This window comes from Streptomyces sp. NPDC042346 (assembly GCF_055581845.1).
The window spans coordinates 766688-782823 of sequence record NZ_JBVJEH010000001.1 but is presented as its reverse complement, the minus strand read 5'-3'; the positions used below and the strand labels follow the sequence as shown (position 1 = coordinate 782823).

The 16136-nt window shown below is 73.2% G+C and carries 13 protein-coding genes; 1 reads left to right on the top strand and 12 read right to left on the bottom strand.

The annotated features are described in order from the left end of the window. Window positions 1-57 precede the first annotated feature (57 nt). The 12 genes from ACZ6K0_RS03815 to ACZ6K0_RS03760 all read right to left on the bottom strand — a co-directional run bounded on the left by ACZ6K0_RS03815 (window position 58) and on the right by ACZ6K0_RS03760 (window position 14912). On the bottom strand, window positions 58-861 hold the full coding sequence (locus ACZ6K0_RS03815) for a phosphate ABC transporter ATP-binding protein (protein ID WP_376402370.1): 804 nt from the start codon (window positions 859-861) through the stop codon (window positions 58-60). A gap of 74 nt (window positions 862-935) precedes the next feature. Beyond that, window positions 936-1814, bottom strand: coding sequence for a sortase (locus tag ACZ6K0_RS03810; RefSeq protein WP_376401796.1), 879 nt, complete (start codon window positions 1812-1814; stop codon window positions 936-938). Continuing rightward, the gene (locus ACZ6K0_RS03805; RefSeq protein WP_469229599.1) at window positions 1811-3139 is read right to left on the bottom strand and encodes a hypothetical protein; all 1329 of its coding nucleotides are present in this window, start codon (window positions 3137-3139) and stop codon (window positions 1811-1813) included. Before ACZ6K0_RS03805 ends, ACZ6K0_RS03810 begins: the two co-directional genes overlap by 4 nt. A gap of 180 nt (window positions 3140-3319) precedes the next feature. Then, window positions 3320-4294: a substrate-binding domain-containing protein gene (locus tag ACZ6K0_RS03800; protein ID WP_376401790.1), complete on the bottom strand. Its 975-nt coding sequence runs from the start codon at window positions 4292-4294 to the stop codon at window positions 3320-3322. A 130-nt stretch (window positions 4295-4424) separates the two neighbouring features. Continuing rightward, the gene (locus ACZ6K0_RS03795; RefSeq protein WP_469229596.1) at window positions 4425-7073 is read right to left on the bottom strand and encodes a hypothetical protein; all 2649 of its coding nucleotides are present in this window, start codon (window positions 7071-7073) and stop codon (window positions 4425-4427) included. Then, window positions 7070-8968 carry a phosphate ABC transporter substrate-binding protein PstS gene (gene pstS / locus ACZ6K0_RS03790; protein ID WP_469229594.1) on the bottom strand — a complete coding sequence of 633 codons (1899 nt, stop codon included), beginning with the start codon at window positions 8966-8968 and terminating at the stop codon, window positions 7070-7072. Before pstS ends, ACZ6K0_RS03795 begins: the two co-directional genes overlap by 4 nt. Beyond that, on the bottom strand, window positions 8965-10188 hold the full coding sequence (gene pstA / locus ACZ6K0_RS03785) for a phosphate ABC transporter permease PstA (protein ID WP_469229592.1): 1224 nt from the start codon (window positions 10186-10188) through the stop codon (window positions 8965-8967). Before pstA ends, pstS begins: the two co-directional genes overlap by 4 nt. Window positions 10189-10215: 27 nt before the next feature. Further along, a complete protein-coding gene (pstC, locus tag ACZ6K0_RS03780; protein ID WP_376401779.1) occupies window positions 10216-11256 on the bottom strand; it encodes a phosphate ABC transporter permease subunit PstC in 1041 nt (346 codons plus the stop codon). Between the two features lie 78 nt (window positions 11257-11334). Then, complete coding sequence (locus ACZ6K0_RS03775) at window positions 11335-11706, bottom strand: DUF1508 domain-containing protein (protein ID WP_376401775.1); 372 nt, start codon at window positions 11704-11706, stop codon at window positions 11335-11337. Window positions 11707-11861: 155 nt separating this feature from the next. Next, window positions 11862-12638, bottom strand: a complete 777-nt coding sequence (locus ACZ6K0_RS03770) for a PH domain-containing protein (protein ID WP_376401772.1) — start codon at window positions 12636-12638, stop codon at window positions 11862-11864. A gap of 34 nt (window positions 12639-12672) precedes the next feature. Beyond that, window positions 12673-13317 carry a class F sortase gene (locus tag ACZ6K0_RS03765; RefSeq protein ID WP_376401769.1) on the bottom strand — a complete coding sequence of 215 codons (645 nt, stop codon included), beginning with the start codon at window positions 13315-13317 and terminating at the stop codon, window positions 12673-12675. 137 nt (window positions 13318-13454) lie between these two features. Then, window positions 13455-14912, bottom strand: coding sequence for a hypothetical protein (locus ACZ6K0_RS03760; RefSeq protein WP_469229589.1), 1458 nt, complete (start codon window positions 14910-14912; stop codon window positions 13455-13457). Window positions 14913-15165: 253 nt separating this feature from the next. Between ACZ6K0_RS03760 and deoC the strand changes: the two genes are divergently transcribed. After that, window positions 15166-16125, top strand: coding sequence for a deoxyribose-phosphate aldolase (gene deoC, locus ACZ6K0_RS03755; RefSeq protein WP_056641646.1), 960 nt, complete (start codon window positions 15166-15168; stop codon window positions 16123-16125). The last annotated feature ends 11 nt before the right edge of the window (window positions 16126-16136 follow it).

The window sequence follows — 16136 nt, the reverse complement described above, 5'->3', positions numbered from 1 at the left end:
GCGCCGCCCGTCGGTGACGGCTCGCCGGGGTCGGCTCGCCCGGGTCGCTCGCCGGGGTCAGCCGAAGCGGCCGTTGACGTAGTCGGCGGTGCGCGGGTCCCGCGGCGAGCCGAACATCGTGGCGGTCGGGCCGTGCTCGACGATCACGCCGGGGGTGCCCTGCTCGGCGAGGAAGAACGCGCAGGAGTCGGAGACCCGGGCCGCCTGCTGCATGTTGTGGGTGACGATCACGACGGTGACCTCCGCCTTCAGCTCGGCGATGGTCTCCTCGACGCGCCGGGTGGAGGTCGGGTCGAGCGCCGAGCAGGGCTCGTCCATGAGCAGGACGCGCGGGCGGACGGCGAGCGAGCGCGCGATGCAGAGGCGCTGCTGCTGGCCGCCGGAGAGCGCGCCGCCGGGCTGCCGCAGCCGGTCCCTGACCTCGTTCCAGAGCCCGGCCCGGGTCAGGCACTCCTCCACCAGGTCGTCCTTCGCCTCCTTGCCCGCCCGGATGCCGCCCAGCTTCAGGCCGGCGAGGACGTTCTCGTACAGGGACATCGCGGGGAACGGGTTGGGCTTCTGGAAGACCATGCCGATCTCGCGGCGGGCGTGGGTGATGCGGCGGCCCCGGTCGTAGATGTCGGAGCCGTCGAGGAGGACCCGGCCGGCGAGCGAGGCGGTGCCGGTGAGTTCGTGCATCCGGTTGAGGATGCGCAGGAAGGTCGACTTGCCGCAGCCCGAGGGGCCGATGAGGGCGGTGACCTCGCGGGCGGGCATGGCGAGCGAGACCCGGTCGAGGACCTTCCGGTCGCCGAACCACGCGGAGACGGCGTCGGCTTCGAGCGCGGCGGCGCGGGACGGGACCGGCGCGTCCCCCGGCACGGGCGACACGGGCGGCACGGGGGGCAGGGTGACGGTGTCGGCGAGATCGGTCACGGGCGGTGACTCCCTTGCGGTCAGAGGAGGTTGGGGAGGAGCCGGGTCAGCTGCCCGGACACGAGGACGCCGAGGGCGACGAGGACCGGGACGGCGGCGACCCAGGTCTGTCGGGCGCCCCAGCGGCGCCGGGCGAGGACGGTGAGGAGGGCGGCGGCGAGCAGGCCCTGGACGCCGAGGAAGATCCCGGGCCAGACGTCGGACTCGCCGGCGAGCGGCCTCTCCGCGGCGGTGATCCAGCCGGGGCGCAGCGGCCTGGCGGGGCTGGGCTGCGCGTCGCCGATCAGTTCGGCGTCGACCCGGAGCACGTCCTCGGGGGTGTACGCGCCGCCGCTCGCCGTCATCAGCGTGAGCCGCCCTTCGCCCGCGCCGAGGGGGGCGGGGTTCGGGTCGCCGGGGCGGCGGACGGCCGTCACCTCGTACCGCGCCGTGCCCTGACCGGTCGTCACCTCGATGCGGGCGCCGCCCGGCAGGCGGTGCACGTCGTTGAAGGGGCTGCCGTACCCCCACTGGCGGCCCATGATCACGCTGGCCCCGGCCTGGCCGGGGAGCGCCGTGTCGCGGCGGTGGCCGGGCCCGGACATGAGGACGCCGGAGGTGGTGCCCTCGGCGACGACCTCGCGGATCCCGAGCGCGGGGATGCGGAGGAGGGCGACGGGCGCGCCGAGGGCGAGGGGCTTGCCGTCGTACGTCGACTGGCCCACGGGCGCGGTGCCGAGGGCGAGTTGCTCGCGCAGGTCGTCGTAGGCGGTGGACTGGTCGCGGGCGTGCTGGAGGTGGCCGACGACGGTCAGGTTGGCGGCGAAGCCGATGAGGAGCGCGGCGAGGACGCACAGCGCCGCCCCGGCCAGGGCGAACCCGGCTCGGGGGGCGGCGACGGGGGGCGTCGCGGTGGTCACGGGCGCGGGGCCTTCGCCTTGCGGCGGCGGTTCTGGAGAACGGCCGCGGCGCCGAGCAGGCAGAGCGCGAGCGAGCCGAGCGCGGCGGATGCGGCGGAGGAGGCGCCGGTGGCGGCGAGGGAGCCGTTGCCGCCGTTGGTGGTGGTGTTGTTGCCGGAGGAGCCGGACCCGGAGGAACCGGAGCCGGAGGAGCCGGAATCGCCGGAGCCTCCGCTCGTGCCGGAGCCCCCGGTCGTCCCGTCACCGGAACCGCCGGCGTCACCGCCGGAAGAGCCGCCCGCGCTGTCGCCGTCGGCGGTGCCCGACGGGGACGGCGTGCCGGTGCCGGTCGGGCTCTCGGTGCCGGACGGGGTGTCGCTCGGGGTCTCGCCGGGCGTCTCGGACGGCGTCCCGGTCGGCTCGTCCGTGGGGGTCTCCGAGGGCGTGCCCGTGGGGGTGCCGGTCGGGGTGGGCGTCCCGGTGCCGGTGGGGGTGCCGGTCGGCGTACCGGTGGGGGTGGGGGTGGTGGCCGGGCCCGCGATGAACGTGACGACGGAGGTCGAGGCGGTGTACGCGGTGGGGTCGGCGGGCGTGTACTGGGCCAGGACGGGGAAGTTGGCGTTGATCTCGGCGGCCATGGTGGCGGTGATCTCCGCCTTGCCGTCGGCCAGGTCCTTCGTGCCGAGCTCGACGAGCTCCTCGTTGACGAGGGTGGAGAAGGTGACCGTGCCCGCGGCCGTGGCCGGCTGGACCTCGGCCCGGATCGGGAAGGGGCGGCCGGCGGGCGGGAGCGCGCTGTCCGTGGTGACGGACAGGTTGGTCGCCTGCTGGCTGACCGTCGCCCAGTTGTCGCCCGTGACCTCGATCAGCTGGGAGAAGTACTCGGCGCGCGCCTCGGAGTCGGCCGTCTCGCAGGAGAGCCGCAGCTCGTAGCGGCCGTCGAGGGGCCCGGAGGGGACGAGCTCGCGCAGCCGGTCCTGGAGCGTGGCGTAGCCGGCGCCGGAGCCGGTGAGCGGACCGGATATCGGGGTGGTGCCGAGCGGGCCGCCGGGGACGACCTCGGCGATCGGCGCGCTGACGGTCGGGTCACCGGGGTCGACGAGGGCGAGGACGCCCTTGACGTACGGCGTGGCCGGAGCGGTCGGCGCGGGGCAGGCCGCCGCCGCGGTGACGGAGGCAGGGCCGGCGGCGAGGGCGCCCGAGCTCGGGGTGAGAGCAAGGGTGCCGTGCCGGGTGACGGCGGCGGCGGACGTGGACAGGGCCAGGACGATCGCCAGTGTGCCGCAGAGGAGGGCGAGTGCCGTGAGCAGGGCCACGGGCGATCTGAGGGGTGCGACGCGGTTCATGGGGTGGGGTTCCTCCGAGGCGGATGATCGGTGGTCGGTGGTCGGTGGTCGGTGGTTATCGGTCGGCGGTCGGCGGTCGGCGGTCGGCGGTGCGGGTCGAGTTCAGGACGGGTTCGGGTACGCCGTGGGGCCGGGCACCCTGGGGTGCCCGGCCGTCGCGCGGTTACGGGAGCGTGGTGATCAGCGCTCGCCCGTGAGGGTCGTGGCGCCGCAGGCGGCACCGAGGGTGCCGAAGCCGTAGTTGGTGATCGTGGTGCCGGCGGCGCAGACCTTGGAGGTCGAGCCGACGAAGGTGGAGGCGATCGTGGCGTTGGTCAGCTTCGCCGTCGGGACGACGTTGTAGACGTCACGGGTGAAGGGGAAGGTCAGGTTGAGCGTCTTGTCGGCGTTGCGCGGCGCGACGGTGCCGACGGAACCGAGCACGGCGGCGCCGCGGCGGTCCGTGACGACGGCCTTCTCCTGCGCGGTGTACTGCGCGACGGAGTAGGGCGCGATGTCACCGGCGGTGTCGAGGACGGTGCCGTCGTTCTCCTGGACGCCCTGCTGGACGCAGGCGCCCGGGGTGGCCACACCGATGGAGGAGAGGAAGAACTGGCGCGTGCCGGAGCTGGCCTGCGGCAGGATCGGGGTGATCGCCACACCGTTGAGGGAGGTGAGGTTGCAGTCGTAGATGTCCTTCAGCTGGGCCACCGTCAGGTCGGCCGGCAGGGCGCTGTCGGAGCGCTTCACCCAGGTCACCGCGTCCTTGGCGAACGGGATCCAGGTCAGGTCCGTGGAGGTGATGTCGGCCGGGCCGCGCGAGGAGCGGGCGAAGTCGAGGCAGCCGGAGTTGGTGTCCACGGCGTTGCGCAGGGCGTCGATGCCGGCCGAGGAGCCGTTGGGCCGGTTGATGACACAACCGGTCGCCTTGGTCTTGACGGTGGTGGTGCCGGTGGCGTTCCAGGAGGCGATGATCTTCTGGCCCAGGGCGTTCTTGACGACGTCACCGAGGCCGTTCACGACGTCCTGGGTCGTGTCGGAGCCGACACCGGCGAGGGTGCGGTACTGGGTGATCGGGCTGGGGTCGGCCTGCGCGGCCGGGGCGAGGGCGACACCGAGACCGAGGGCGGCCACACCGAGGGCGGCACCGATACGAGCGCGGGACTTGACGTTCACTTCTGATCTCCTCCGTGGAAACGGATGTCATGGAATGGACGCACAAGAAAATCCGGATTGTTTTTCCGACCGACCCGTCGACCGGCCGGGAACAACAATTCCGTACGGGCGGTTCCGGGAACCACCACGTTCAGTCGCTCTTCAGGTGACGAATTCCTGTCCTAGGTGAATCCAAGGGAATTCGGCGGCGGCCTGCGAATGCGAGGACGGCCGGTCCCGCGAGGCCGGCGATTCCGCCGGCGAGGAGGACCGCGAGGAGGACCCAGCGGATGACGCCGAGGACCTGGGAGGGGGTGCTGCCGGTGTCGGCGAGCTTCTCCCCCGGCGCGCCTCCGGACCCGTTCCCGCCCCCGCCGGACGCCGGCGGCGGCGCGGAGGACGGCGGGTCGGTGGCGGTCGTAGGCGCTCCCGCGCCGCCGCCCGTACCGCCGCCGCTCGCGCTCCCGCCGCCCGCACCCGAGCCGGAACCGGTGTCCGAGCCGGAGGAGCCCGTCGTACCGCCAGAGCCCGAGCCTGCGCCGGAGCCGGATGCCGAGCCCGACGAGCCCGTACCGGCGGAGCCCGAGTCCGTTCCGCCGTCGGAGCCGGAACCGGATCCCGAACCGGAACCCGAGGCGGATCCGGAGCCCGCGCCTCCCGCCGTGGTGCCCGGGCCCGCCGGGACCCCGCGCTCCAGACGGCCGGCCGCGGCCTCCGCCTGGAGCTTCAGCTTCGCGGGCAGCGGCGCGTACCCGAGGGGCAGCTCACCGGGGGCGGTGCCTTGTTTCTGCCCCGCTCCCGCCGCGTACCGCAGCACGCGCGCGTAGTCCTTGCGGGCGTCGGCCGGGAGCGACGTGGAAGCGGCCGCGTAGGTCACCATCGTCAGCGGGTAGGCGCCGTGCGCGGCGCGCGCCGGGTCCGGGGCGAGGACGCCCGGCACCGCCGAGTCCTTGAACTGTTCGACGGCCTTGAGCATGGACGCGGTCGTGGGCCGGACGTACGTGCCGTCGGCGTCGGGCAGGGCGGCGATCTGGAGCTGGTAGCGGGACGCCGATGCCGCGTCGGTGATGCCGTAGGCCCGCCGGTCGCCGGGGAGGACGTCGACGCCGACGAGCTTCGGCCCGCTGGTCGCCGAGTCCTCGGCCACCTGGTCCTTCGCGTTGTTGGTGCCGCGCCGGACCCAGCGGGCGGCGTCGTGCAGGTCGATCGCGTAGGGGGAGCGCTCGGTCACGCCGTACGTGATGCGCTTCTCGCCCAGCGAGAGCTCCGTCTCCGTGGGATCGGCCTTCGGGAATTCGTCGGACCCGGCCGTGGCGAGCCCCAGGTCCTTGAAGTAGGGGTTGATCCGCATGCCCCAGGGGTCCGGCTTCCCTTCGAGGAAGGCGCGCGCTTCCGCATTGCTTCGGAGATAGCTCCAGACGACCCTCGTGGTGTCCGAGCGCTCGGCGGAGAGCAGAATTCCGCCGGGGTATTTCTGGGGCGCCTGCAAGGAGTTCTCGAATTCCGGATTGAGCTTCAGGAACTCCGGGTCCCGGACGATGGACTGCGGGTTGTCCTTCAGGTGGTCGGGCGCCGGCGCGGTGTAGCTGAGGGCCCTGACGTCGTACGGATAGGAGTACGTGAGCAGCTTGGCCAGGAGCCGGGCGCTGAGCTTCAGGTCCTTGACGCGGCCGATCTTGTCCGCCTCCCAGTAGAGGCCCACGGCGAGCGCGTTGACGGCGACCGGCGCGTGGACGAATCCCGCCTTCTCCCCGCCGTCCACCGGCTCGACGGTGAAGGCGAGGCCGGGCGAGGTGGAGGTCGGGTTGAGCAGGTTGCCCCGGGCCAGGTCCTCGCCGCGCTGGGTGAAGGTGAAGCGGGTGGCGCCGTCCGCGCAGAGCGCCGCCTGCCAGGAGGTGAGGGCGTCCGTGACGAGTTCGGAACCGGTCATGCGGCGTTCGGCCTTGTCGGCGGGGCATGCCTCGCGGACCGGCAGGAAGTCGAGCGGGAAGACCATCCGCTGGTTCCAGTTGGTGGTGGAGAACGGCGAGCTGTGCAGGCGCTGGTTGTTGCCGGTCGAGCCGTCCGGCTCGTGGGAGCCGCGCGGGACGACGACGAGCCAGCAGTTCCTGCCGCGCACGTTCCCGCCCGTGCCGATCGGGTCGCCGCAGCCGAGGTGGGGAGCCTCCCGGGTCGACTGGAGGTTGACGGCCGCCTCGCCCGTGCCGTCGGGCTGGGTGGCGGCGAAGTACTCCTCGTTGGTGTCGCCGGGACTGAAGTAGGTCCAGTCGGTGACCTTGGTCGTCGGCGGGCCGGAGACCGGGGTGAAGGGGACGAACGGGTCGGTCATCTGCCCGGGAGCGTCCGGGTAGGGGATCTGCTTGTCGTACTGCTTCTCCAGCGGGTCGCTGCCGACGGGGATCAGCCGGCGGCCGATGAAGGCGCCGAAGTCGGAGCCGCTGACGCCGGCGCCGAACTGGCACTGCTCCCGCTTCGGCCCGGCCGGGTCGTCCCCCCAGCACTGCATGATCTGGAGGTAGTCGCCGTTGCGTCCCCGGGTCGGCTTCCCGCCCCTCCACGTGACCTTCAGGCCCTGCGCGCGCAGGTTCCTCGTCTGGTGGACGGTCACCTCCAGGCCGGAGAAGTCGTCGTACGGGCCCTTCGTGCCGCGCTTGGTCACCGCCGAGCTCTCCGCGTCGGCGGCGACCGCGACGGTGTCCCGGGGCAGCGGGACCAGGGCGAGCACGACGGCGGCGAGCAGCGCGCCGAGCCCCGCGGTACGACGTCGGGTGCCGGACCTCCGGCTCTGTACGGGCCTCATCGGGTGCCGCCTTCGCGCCGGGCGCGGGCCGCGAGGGCGCGGGCGACGAGCGGGGGTGCGACGACCGTGGCGAGCAGCAGGACGGCGGAGAGGGCCATGAGCAGGCCGCGCAGTCCGGCGCCCGTGTCGGCGGCGAGGGTGACGGGGGTGCCGACGATCATGCCGCCGCCGGAGTCCTGTCCGGTGCCGGCGCCGCCGCCGCCCGTGGCGCCTCCGTCGGAGCCTCCGGCGAGGAGCTCGCCGGTGTCGGGGTCGACGGCCGCGCCGCCGGTCCCGCCCGTGGCGCCCCCGCCGGTCGAGGACCCGCCGCCCGCGCCCGTACCGCCGCCGCCGGTGGCGGAGCCCGGGCCCGAGCCCGTACCGCCGCCGGTCGAGGCGCCCGAGCCCGAGGCCGTACCGCTGCCGCCGGTGGAGCCGGTGCCGGAGCCCGTGCCGCCCCCGCCGGTCGAGGAACCGGAGCCCGAGCCCGTACCGCCGGTCGAAGAACCGGAGCCGGACCCCGACCCGGAGCCGCCCGCGGCCGTCCCGCTCCCGCTCGCGCCTCCGCTTCCGCTTCCGTTCCCTCCCGAACCGCCGTTGTTCACCGGGGTGGCCGTGCCGCGCGCGCCGCCCGTGCCGTCGGCGCACTGCGTCGTCCCGCGCTTGTCGCACTCCTTCGGCCTCGGGGCGTTCTTGGCGAGGGTGTTGGTGCCGTCCGCCGAGAAGGTGGGGTTGCGGCAGTCGGAGAGGTCGACGGCGCCCGTGGGCGCCCCGGGTATCCGGCGGACCTGTTCGAAGCCGGCCTGGACGAGGTTCCTGGGCAGCGGCGAGTAGCCGAGCTCCTCGGCCTGCTGCTGGCCCTCGCAGAGGAAGTAGCGGGCGAAGGTGCCGAGCGAGCGGCCCTTGTCCCTGGTGTGCGGGGCGGTCTCGGTGGTGGGGACGACCATGTAGCTGTAGCTGGAGAGCGGGTAACTGCGCGAGTCCCTCGACCGGTAGACGCCGTCGAGGATCTGGGTCAGGTAGTCGGTCGAGGACTTGTTCTCATTGATGCGGGCGTCGAGCAGGGCCACGGCGACACTGGAGGCGGTCGGCTCGACGTAGTACCCGGCGGAGTTGAGGATCTTGGCGACCGGGAAGTGGGCGTTCACGGCGTACGAGTACTCGACGTAGGTGATGGCGCCCTCGCCCTGCGGCTGGCGGACGTGCGCGGAGACGCCGAGCGAACCGGACTTGGCGACGGCCGTGGCGCCGGGCGCGACGGGGAAGTACGAGGTCATGCCGCAGGGCGTCTGGCGGCCCGCGCGCCGGCAGTAGTCGTCCCAGACGCCGCCGTGCTCCTTGGCGAGCCAGGTCGTGAACTGGGCGGTCGTGCCCGAGCCGTCGGAGCGCACGACGGGGACGATGCGGCGGGCCGGGAGGGTGAGGCCGGGGTTGTCGGCCTTGATCTCGGGCGCGTTCCACATGGTCAGCTGCCCGGTGAACATACGGGCCAGGACGGGGCCGGAGAGCCGCAGGTTGGTGACCTGCCGGCCGCCGATGCGGAGGTTGTACATGAAGGCGGTGCCGCCCGCGACGATCGGCATGTACGCGTAGCCGCGGCCCGGCGGCACGTCGGTGGCGTTGCCGTCCTTGAGGCCGTACGGGATCTCGGAGACGGCGAAGTCGACGGTGCCGTTCTTGAACTGCTCGCGGCCCTGTGAGGAGCCGTTGGCGTTGAAGTTGACGGTCAGGCCGATGTTGGCGCCGATGTTGCGGCGCCACTGCTCGACGGCGTTGGAGCTCCAGGTCGAGCCGGAGCCGGTGATCTTGGTGAATCCGGCGGCCTGGGCGGCGGGCGGGTGGACGAGGAGGGCGAGCAGCGCGCACAGGGCGGCGCCGAGGCCCAGGAGACTGCGGGTGACGGGGACGGGTCTCACGGCGTACTCCTGGAAGGTACGGATCGCTCCGGACGCGCGGCGGCCTGCCGGGCCGCGTCCTTCCGGGACGCCTCGGCCCGGCGCCGCTCCTGGCGCTTCGTCAGCTGCCCCGGGCCGCGGCCGCCCGCGATCCGGGCGAGGACGAAGAGCAGCAGGACGAGCAGCATGAGGACGGCGGCGGTGCCGAAACCGCGGGCGATCATGTTCGGTTCGGGTGACTTGACGAGCTCGAAGGTGGCGAGCGGCAGGGAGACCTGGGCGCCGGAGGTCGGCAGCGCGTTCAGCTCGGCGGTGAAGCCGGCGGTGAGCAGCACCGGCGAGGTCTCCCCCACCCCGCGCGCGGTGCCGAGGATGACGGCGGTGGTCAGACCGGAGCGGGCGGTCGGCAGGACGACGTGCCAGACCGTGCGCCAGCGCGAGGACCCCATGGCGTACGAGGCCTCCCGCAGCGTGCCGGGGACGAGCCGGATGACGACGTCGGCGGCGCGGATGATGATCGGGAGCATCATCACGGAGAGGGCGAGCGAGGCGGCGAAGCCGGACCGCTCGGTGCCGAGGGCCAGGATGACGGTCGCGTAGATGAAGAGGCCGGCGACGATCGACGGCAGCGCCGTCATGGCCTCGACGATCGTGCGGACCAGCCGGGCGAAGGGGCCGGGGACCTCGTTGAGGAAGACCGCGCAGACGATCCCGGAGGGCACGGTGAGCGCGAGCGCGATGCCGACCTGTTCGAGGGTGCCGACGACGGCGTGCAGGATACCGCCGACGTCGAGCGGTTCGAGGGGGCCGGCGAGGCTCATGTCCTCGGTGAAGAAGTTGAGGTGGACGAGGGCCCTGCGGCCCTCCCACAGGGTGAAGGCGACGACGAAGACGAGCACGGCGAGCAGCACGAGCCCCAGGCTGCGGACGACGACCCCGGCGATCCGGTCGCGGACGGCGGGCCCGTCCTCGTCGAAGGAGACGAGGAGCGCGTAGAGCCCGAGGAAGAGGGCGTACGCGACGAGGACGAAGCCGACGGCGCCGCTGAAGGGCAGCAGGCGGGCGAAGAGCAGCCAGGTGAGGGCGAGCGAGGCGGCCGCGGCGCCGAACACGGCGTACACGTCGGTGGAGCGCAGGCTGCCGGTACTGCGCCGCCGCTCGGGTCCGGGAGAGGAGGCGGGCGAGGGCGGGGGCGGCGCGGCGGGCGGGCTCACCCCGGGCCGCTCGGGGGCGATGGTCATGGGTTCGGGTCCCCCTTGGGCGTGGTCCTAGGCATCGCTGGTGGCGCCGGAGCGGCTGCGGGCGACGATGGACGAGGCGGCGAAGTTGACGATCAGGGTCATGACGAAGAGCGCGAAGCCGGCGGCCATGAGCGCGGACATGCCGAAGGGGGTGGCCTCGCCGTAGCGCAGGGCGATGAGGGAGGACACCGAGCTGGTGCCGGTCTGCAGGACGTGCCACTGGATGGTGAAGACCTGCGAGATGACCATGTAGACGGCGATGGTCTCGCCGAGGGCGCGGCCGAGGCCGAGCATGGTGCCGCCGATCATGCCGCCCCTGCCGAAGGGCAGGACGACGCTTCGGATCATGCCCCAGCGGGTGGCGCCGAGCGCGTAGGCGCCCTCGCGTTCGCCGGCCGGTGCCTGCGAGAAGACCTCGCGCATGATCGAGCAGATGATCGGCGCGACCATCATCGCGACGACGAGACCGGCGACGAAGGTGGACGAGGTGTAGACGGTGGGCGGGGCGAGCGGGTCGTCCGGGTCGGCGCCGTCGACCCGGAGGAACGGGATCCAGCCCAGGTAGGCGGAGATCCAGCGGGCGATCGGGAGGATCGATTCCTCCAGCCAGAAGACGCCCCACAGGCCGTAGACGACGGAGGGCACGGCGGCCATGAGGTCGACGGTGGAGACGAGCGTGCGGCGCAGCCGGGGCGCGGCGTACTCGGAGATGTAGAGCGCGGCCCCGGTGGCGAGCGGGACGGCGACGACGATCGCGACGAGGGCGATGAGGACGGTGCCGAGGAGGACGGCGGCGATCCCGAAGCGTCCGGCGTCCGGTTCCCAGCTCTCCGTGGTGAGGAACGAGGGTCCGGCGCGGTCGAGGGCCTGCCAGGCGCGGAGCAGCAGGAAGCCGCCGACGAGGAGCATGACCGCGAGGACGAGGCCGCCGCCGGTGCGGGCGACGGCGCGGAAGACCCGGTCGGGAAGGCCGGGGTCGGCGTGGAGCCGGCGCGGCGTGTCGGGCGGCGGGTCCGCCGGTGTGCCGGACGGCGGTCCGGGCAGCGGGTCAAGGGTCTCGGTCGTCACGGGAAGGACGTAAGTCCGGCCCGGTGGACGCGTGCGCCACGCGACGTGAACGAGGGGCGTGCGCGGGGCAACTTCCGTTCACCATAAGGCCGTTGCCGTCCATCTCTGACCCTCGGCGGCGAGCAGGGCCCGGAACCGCTGATAGGCGGTACGGCAGGTGGAGTGCCGCTCGTAGGAGCGCCCGGAGAGGGCGGCGGTCCGGCCCTCGGCGTCGCGGAGCAGCCACACCCAGCCGTTGCCTCCGGCGGTGTGCTGGACGCCGCCGGCCATGGCGGCGTGTCCGGCGCACAGGGCGAGGAAGGCGTCCCTGCACCCGTCGTGGTCGTCGTAGCAGCCCCCCGACCGCGCGACGACCCTCCCGTTCTGGGCGACGAGCCGCCACCCGTACCGCCCGTCGGTCCCCAGATCGACCAGACAGCGCGTCGTGGACACACCGGTGTCCTTGGTCATCGCCCCCACCCCCACAGTCTCGGCAAGCGCAATCTATTGAGACGGGGGTGAAAGTTGGGTGCTAAACCAATTGCCGGTGGCACGCTTCACCGGACCGTTGCCCCTTGGACACCGGCCGGGACGGAGGGGGGAAGGGACGGAGCAGCCGGGGCGCGTCAGCCCGTCGCGAGGAGGATGACGAGGAGCAGGAACCCGGCGATGGCGGGGCCGACGATCTCGTACGCCCAGCGCACCTGCGGCTCGCCCTGCGCGCCCGGGTCCCCGACGTGGAGCTCGGCGAGGTCCCGCAGATCGGCGACGGTCTGGTCGGTGGGCGCGGTCCGGGAGGAGGCGTCCCGCACGTCGGCGGTGACGGAGGTACGGCCGTGGGGATCGTCCTGCGAGGCGCGGGCGGCCTTCCGTGCGGCCCTCTTCCGCTGCCGCAGCGAGACGGGGACGGCCCACAGCTGATACTTCGCGCCCTCCTGGGTGAAGACCTCGCTGGAGTAGCCGGCGCGGACGTCGGCGACCGAGGCCCAGGGCAGCGTGATCGACCGGAACGGGTTGCGGATCCGGAGCCGCTGGTCGTTGGCGTACACGGCGGGCCGGATGGTGAAGGCGACGATCAGCGGGAGGGCGAGGACGAGCCCCGCGAGCGCGACCCAGGGAGTCCGGCCCTCGCCGCGGATCAGCGCGTCGCCGCCGAAGAGGACCGCGAGGACCAGCAGGAACACGCCGCTCGCGATGCCGAGGGGCGAGCGGAAGACACGGTCGGCGTACTGCGGCTCGACAGCCTTGGGCGTCGACTCGGGCGTCGGCTCGGGCGTCGGCCGAGGGGTCGACTCAGGGGTCGGCTGAGGGGTCGGCTGAGGGGTCGACTCGGGGGTCGGCTCGGAGCTCGACGCAGGGGTCGGCTCGGGGGTCGGCTCGGGGGTCGGCTCCGGGGTCGTCATGCCGCCGATTCTGCCTCAGCGGGCCGGTGACGGCTCAGGCGGCCCGCGTGGCCACGAGATCCGCGTACAGAATGATGTTGTCGGGGCGGTGGCCGTCGACGAGCTCCCCACCGCAGGTGACGACGCGCAACTCGGGGCGCGTGGTGTCGCCGTACACCTTGGCCGTCGGGAACGCGTCCTTGTCGACCTGCTCCAGCTCCCTTACGCGGAAGACGGCGACCTTGCCGTCCGCCCTGGTCACGGCGATCTCGTCGCCCACCCGGACCCGCGAGACGTCTTTCAGGACGGCCGGGCCGCGGGCGGTGTCGAAGTGGCCGATGAGGACGGCGGGGCCGGTCTCGCCGGGCGTGACGCCCTTGCCGTACCAGCCGATGCGGTCGGCGTCCTCGACCGAGGGCACCTCGACGGTGCCGTCGGCGGCGAGCCCCAGCTCCAGGACGGGACCGGTGGCGCCGGTGTCGACCCCGGCGGCGGGGAGCCGGACCCGGACGGGCAGGGACCGGCCGAGCGCCCGGACGGACGCGGCGCCCGCGGTGGGCGCGGGGGCGGCCGTGGCCTCGGAGACCCCCGCGGGCGGGGTGGTGGGCGGCGTGGTCCCGGCCGAGCAGCCGGTGAGGGCGGCGAGGACGGCCACGAGGAGGAGAGGGGCGGTACGGACACGGCGAGGGCGGCGGCTCACGGGCGGGCTCCGGGCAGACGGGCAGACGGGCAGACGGCGAAGGGGTCCGGCCGGCCGCCGCGCGGGACGCGGCGACCGGCCGGGGGTGGGGTATGGGGTGTGCTCCCGCTCGGGTCAAGGGGCAGGGATCGGACGGGTCAGGCGCGGGAGGCGGCGGTCCGGCGGCGCAGGACGACGAAACCCAGGCCGGCGGCGGCGAGCGAGGCCCCGGCACCGGTGGCGAGCAGGGTGGTGCTGCCGTCCTCGGAGCCGAGCTCGGTGCCGAGTTCGGCACCGGCGGCGACTCCGCCCTGCGGGATGACGGAGGTCTGCCCCGCGTGGGTGGTGATGCCCTTGCCGGAGCTGCCGGTACCGGCGGTGCCGGTGGTGCCGGTGGTGCCGGTGGTGCCGTTCGCCGTGTTGCCCGGGGCCGTCTCCAGCGTGCAGCCCTTCGGCAGCTTCGGGAAGGCGTGGGTGGCGCCCTTGACCCCGGGGCCGCCCTCGACCTTGGTGTAGAGCGACGGCGTGGCGCTGTTCGGGGCGACGATCCGCGCGGTGATGCCGACGCTCTTCGGGAGCGAGGGGTGCGCCCGGTCGACCATCGCGAAGACCCGGTCCTCACCGGCGGCGGAGAACTCGGCCACCGGGCCCTGCCGGGTCATGAACAGCTCGGCCGCGGTGCCCGCGCCGATGCCGACGGTCGTGCTGACCGTGCAGGGGCCGAGCTTGGTGACGACCGGGGTGGACTCGCCCTGGCCGCCGCCGCCCATCCCGTACGGCTGCGGAGCGGCCTGCTTCGCCGCGCCGGGGACGTAGGCGGCGAACTGGCCGTCCTGCTCCAGGACGACGACGGCCTTGCCGAAGAAGGAGACCTTGCGGCCGCTGTGCACGTAGACGTAGCCGCTGCCCTTGTCGGTGGCGGGGTCGATGCGCTGGAGCCCGAAGGAACCGTCCTTCTTGCCGAGCTGCAGGACGGTGCCGTCGACGAGGCGGTAGATGCCGGGGGTGCCGGGCGCGATGTTGCCGACCCAGTTGTAGGTGGTGCCGTCCGGGTTGAGGACGAAGAACTCGCCGTTGTCCTGACCGGCGACGGAGCGGGTGACCGCCTCCAGGACGCCGACCGGGTGACCCTCGCGGAAAAGCTCGGCACGGTAGTTCTGCACCGTGACCTTGTAGATCTTGGCGACGGTGCCGCCGAGGAGCGTCTGGGTACGGACGAGGGTGCCCTGCGGGGTGGCGACGGCAGTCACCTTGCCCTCGAAGTCCAGGGTCACCGCGTACCCGACGAAGATCTTGGTGTCCTTCTGGGCGTAGCCGCCGCCCGCCTTCAGCTCACCGAGCACGGTGCCGTCCCGCACGACGGTGGCGGTGAAGTACGGGTGCTGGTCGCCCTTCGCGTACACCTTGGCCGACAGCCCACCGGCGAGCCGGACGGTGGGGACCGGGGCGTCCACCGAGGCGGCGGGCGTGGCGGCGGTCGCGGTCGCGGCGGCCTTCGGCGCCGGGGCCGGGGCCGTACCGGCGGCGAAAGCGGCACCCGCCGCGAGGGCCGGGGCGGTGATCGCGACACCCGCGACGAGAGCGGTGGCGATGGCGGTGCGAAGGGCGGTGCGCATAACGACTCCTGTGATTCGGGTACGTGGTCGATGGGAGAGCCGCATGCCGCTTTTTCTCGGTCCGACTGTGTCCGGTGAGGTCTGGCTGGCTGCTGTCAAAAATCTATTGATCTTGTATTCAGGACTCGTCCACTCCACGTCACGGCCGTGTGACAGGCGTCACCACGCCGCCGGACCCCCTGTGACCTCGGGCTCCGTGAAGGGCGTCCCCTGTACAGGTCGCTACGCGCGTAGATATGCTCGACTGGTGACCATGCCCACCACTGCATCCGCAGCTTCCGCTTTCGCCGACGTGACCGCGTCCGACAGTGCGCTGCGCCGCTTCCTCCACGGGCTGCCCGGCGTCGACGCCGTAGGCCTGGAGGCGCGCGCCGCGTCCCTCGGGACCCGCTCGATCAAGACCACGGCCAAGGCCTACGCCATCGACCTGGCCATTTCCATGATCGACCTGACGACGCTCGAAGGCGCGGACACCCCGGGCAAGGTCCGGGCGCTCGCCGCCAAGGCCGTCAACCCCGATCCGACCGACCGTACGACCCCGACGACCGCCGCCGTCTGCGTCTATCCCGACATGGTGGCCACCGCCAAGGCCGCCGTCGCCGGCTCCGGCGTCAAGGTCGCCTCGGTCGCCACCGCCTTCCCGGCCGGGCGCGCCGCGCTTCCCGTGAAGCTCGCCGACACGGCCGACGCCATCGCCGCGGGCGCCGACGAGATCGACATGGTCATCGACCGTGGCGCGTTCCTCTCCGGCCACTACCTGAAGGTCTACGAGCAGATCGCCGCGATCAAGGCGGAGTGCGGCGACCGCGCCCGCCTCAAGGTGATCTTCGAGACCGGCGAGCTGTCCACGTACGACAACATCCGCCGTGCCTCCTGGCTCGGCATGATGGCCGGCGCGGACTTCATCAAGACCTCGACCGGCAAGGTCGCGGTCAACGCCACCCCCGCCAACACCCTGCTCATGCTGGAGGCCGTGCGCGACTTCCGCGCGCAGACCGGTGTGCAGATCGGTGTGAAGCCGGCCGGCGGCATCCGCAACACCAAGGAAGCGATCAAGTTCCTCGTCCTCGTCAACGAGACCGTCGGTGAGGACTGGCTGGACAACCACTGGTTCCGCTTCGGCGCCTCCAGCCTGCTCAACGACCTGCTGATGCAGCGCCAGAAGCTGGCTACCGGCCGCTACTCCGGCCCCGATTACGTGACGGTGGACTGATCAACATGGTC

What these genes read in the sequence shown, in the direction of transcription:
- ACZ6K0_RS03760 (WP_469229589.1), bottom strand. Translation starts at nt 14,912, where the DNA reads ATGCGCACCGCCCTTCGCACCGCCATCGCCACCGCTCTCGTCGCGGGT.
- deoC (WP_056641646.1), top strand. Translation starts at nt 15,166, where the DNA reads ATGCCCACCACTGCATCCGCAGCTTCCGCTTTCGCCGACGTGACCGCG.
- ACZ6K0_RS03775 (WP_376401775.1), bottom strand. Translation starts at nt 11,706, where the DNA reads ATGACCAAGGACACCGGTGTGTCCACGACGCGCTGTCTGGTCGATCTG.
- pstA (WP_469229592.1), bottom strand. Translation starts at nt 10,188, where the DNA reads ATGACCATCGCCCCCGAGCGGCCCGGGGTGAGCCCGCCCGCCGCGCCG.
- ACZ6K0_RS03795 (WP_469229596.1), bottom strand. Translation starts at nt 7,073, where the DNA reads ATGAGGCCCGTACAGAGCCGGAGGTCCGGCACCCGACGTCGTACCGCG.
- ACZ6K0_RS03805 (WP_469229599.1), bottom strand. Translation starts at nt 3,139, where the DNA reads ATGAACCGCGTCGCACCCCTCAGATCGCCCGTGGCCCTGCTCACGGCA.
- ACZ6K0_RS03770 (WP_376401772.1), bottom strand. Translation starts at nt 12,638, where the DNA reads ATGACGACCCCGGAGCCGACCCCCGAGCCGACCCCCGAGCCGACCCCT.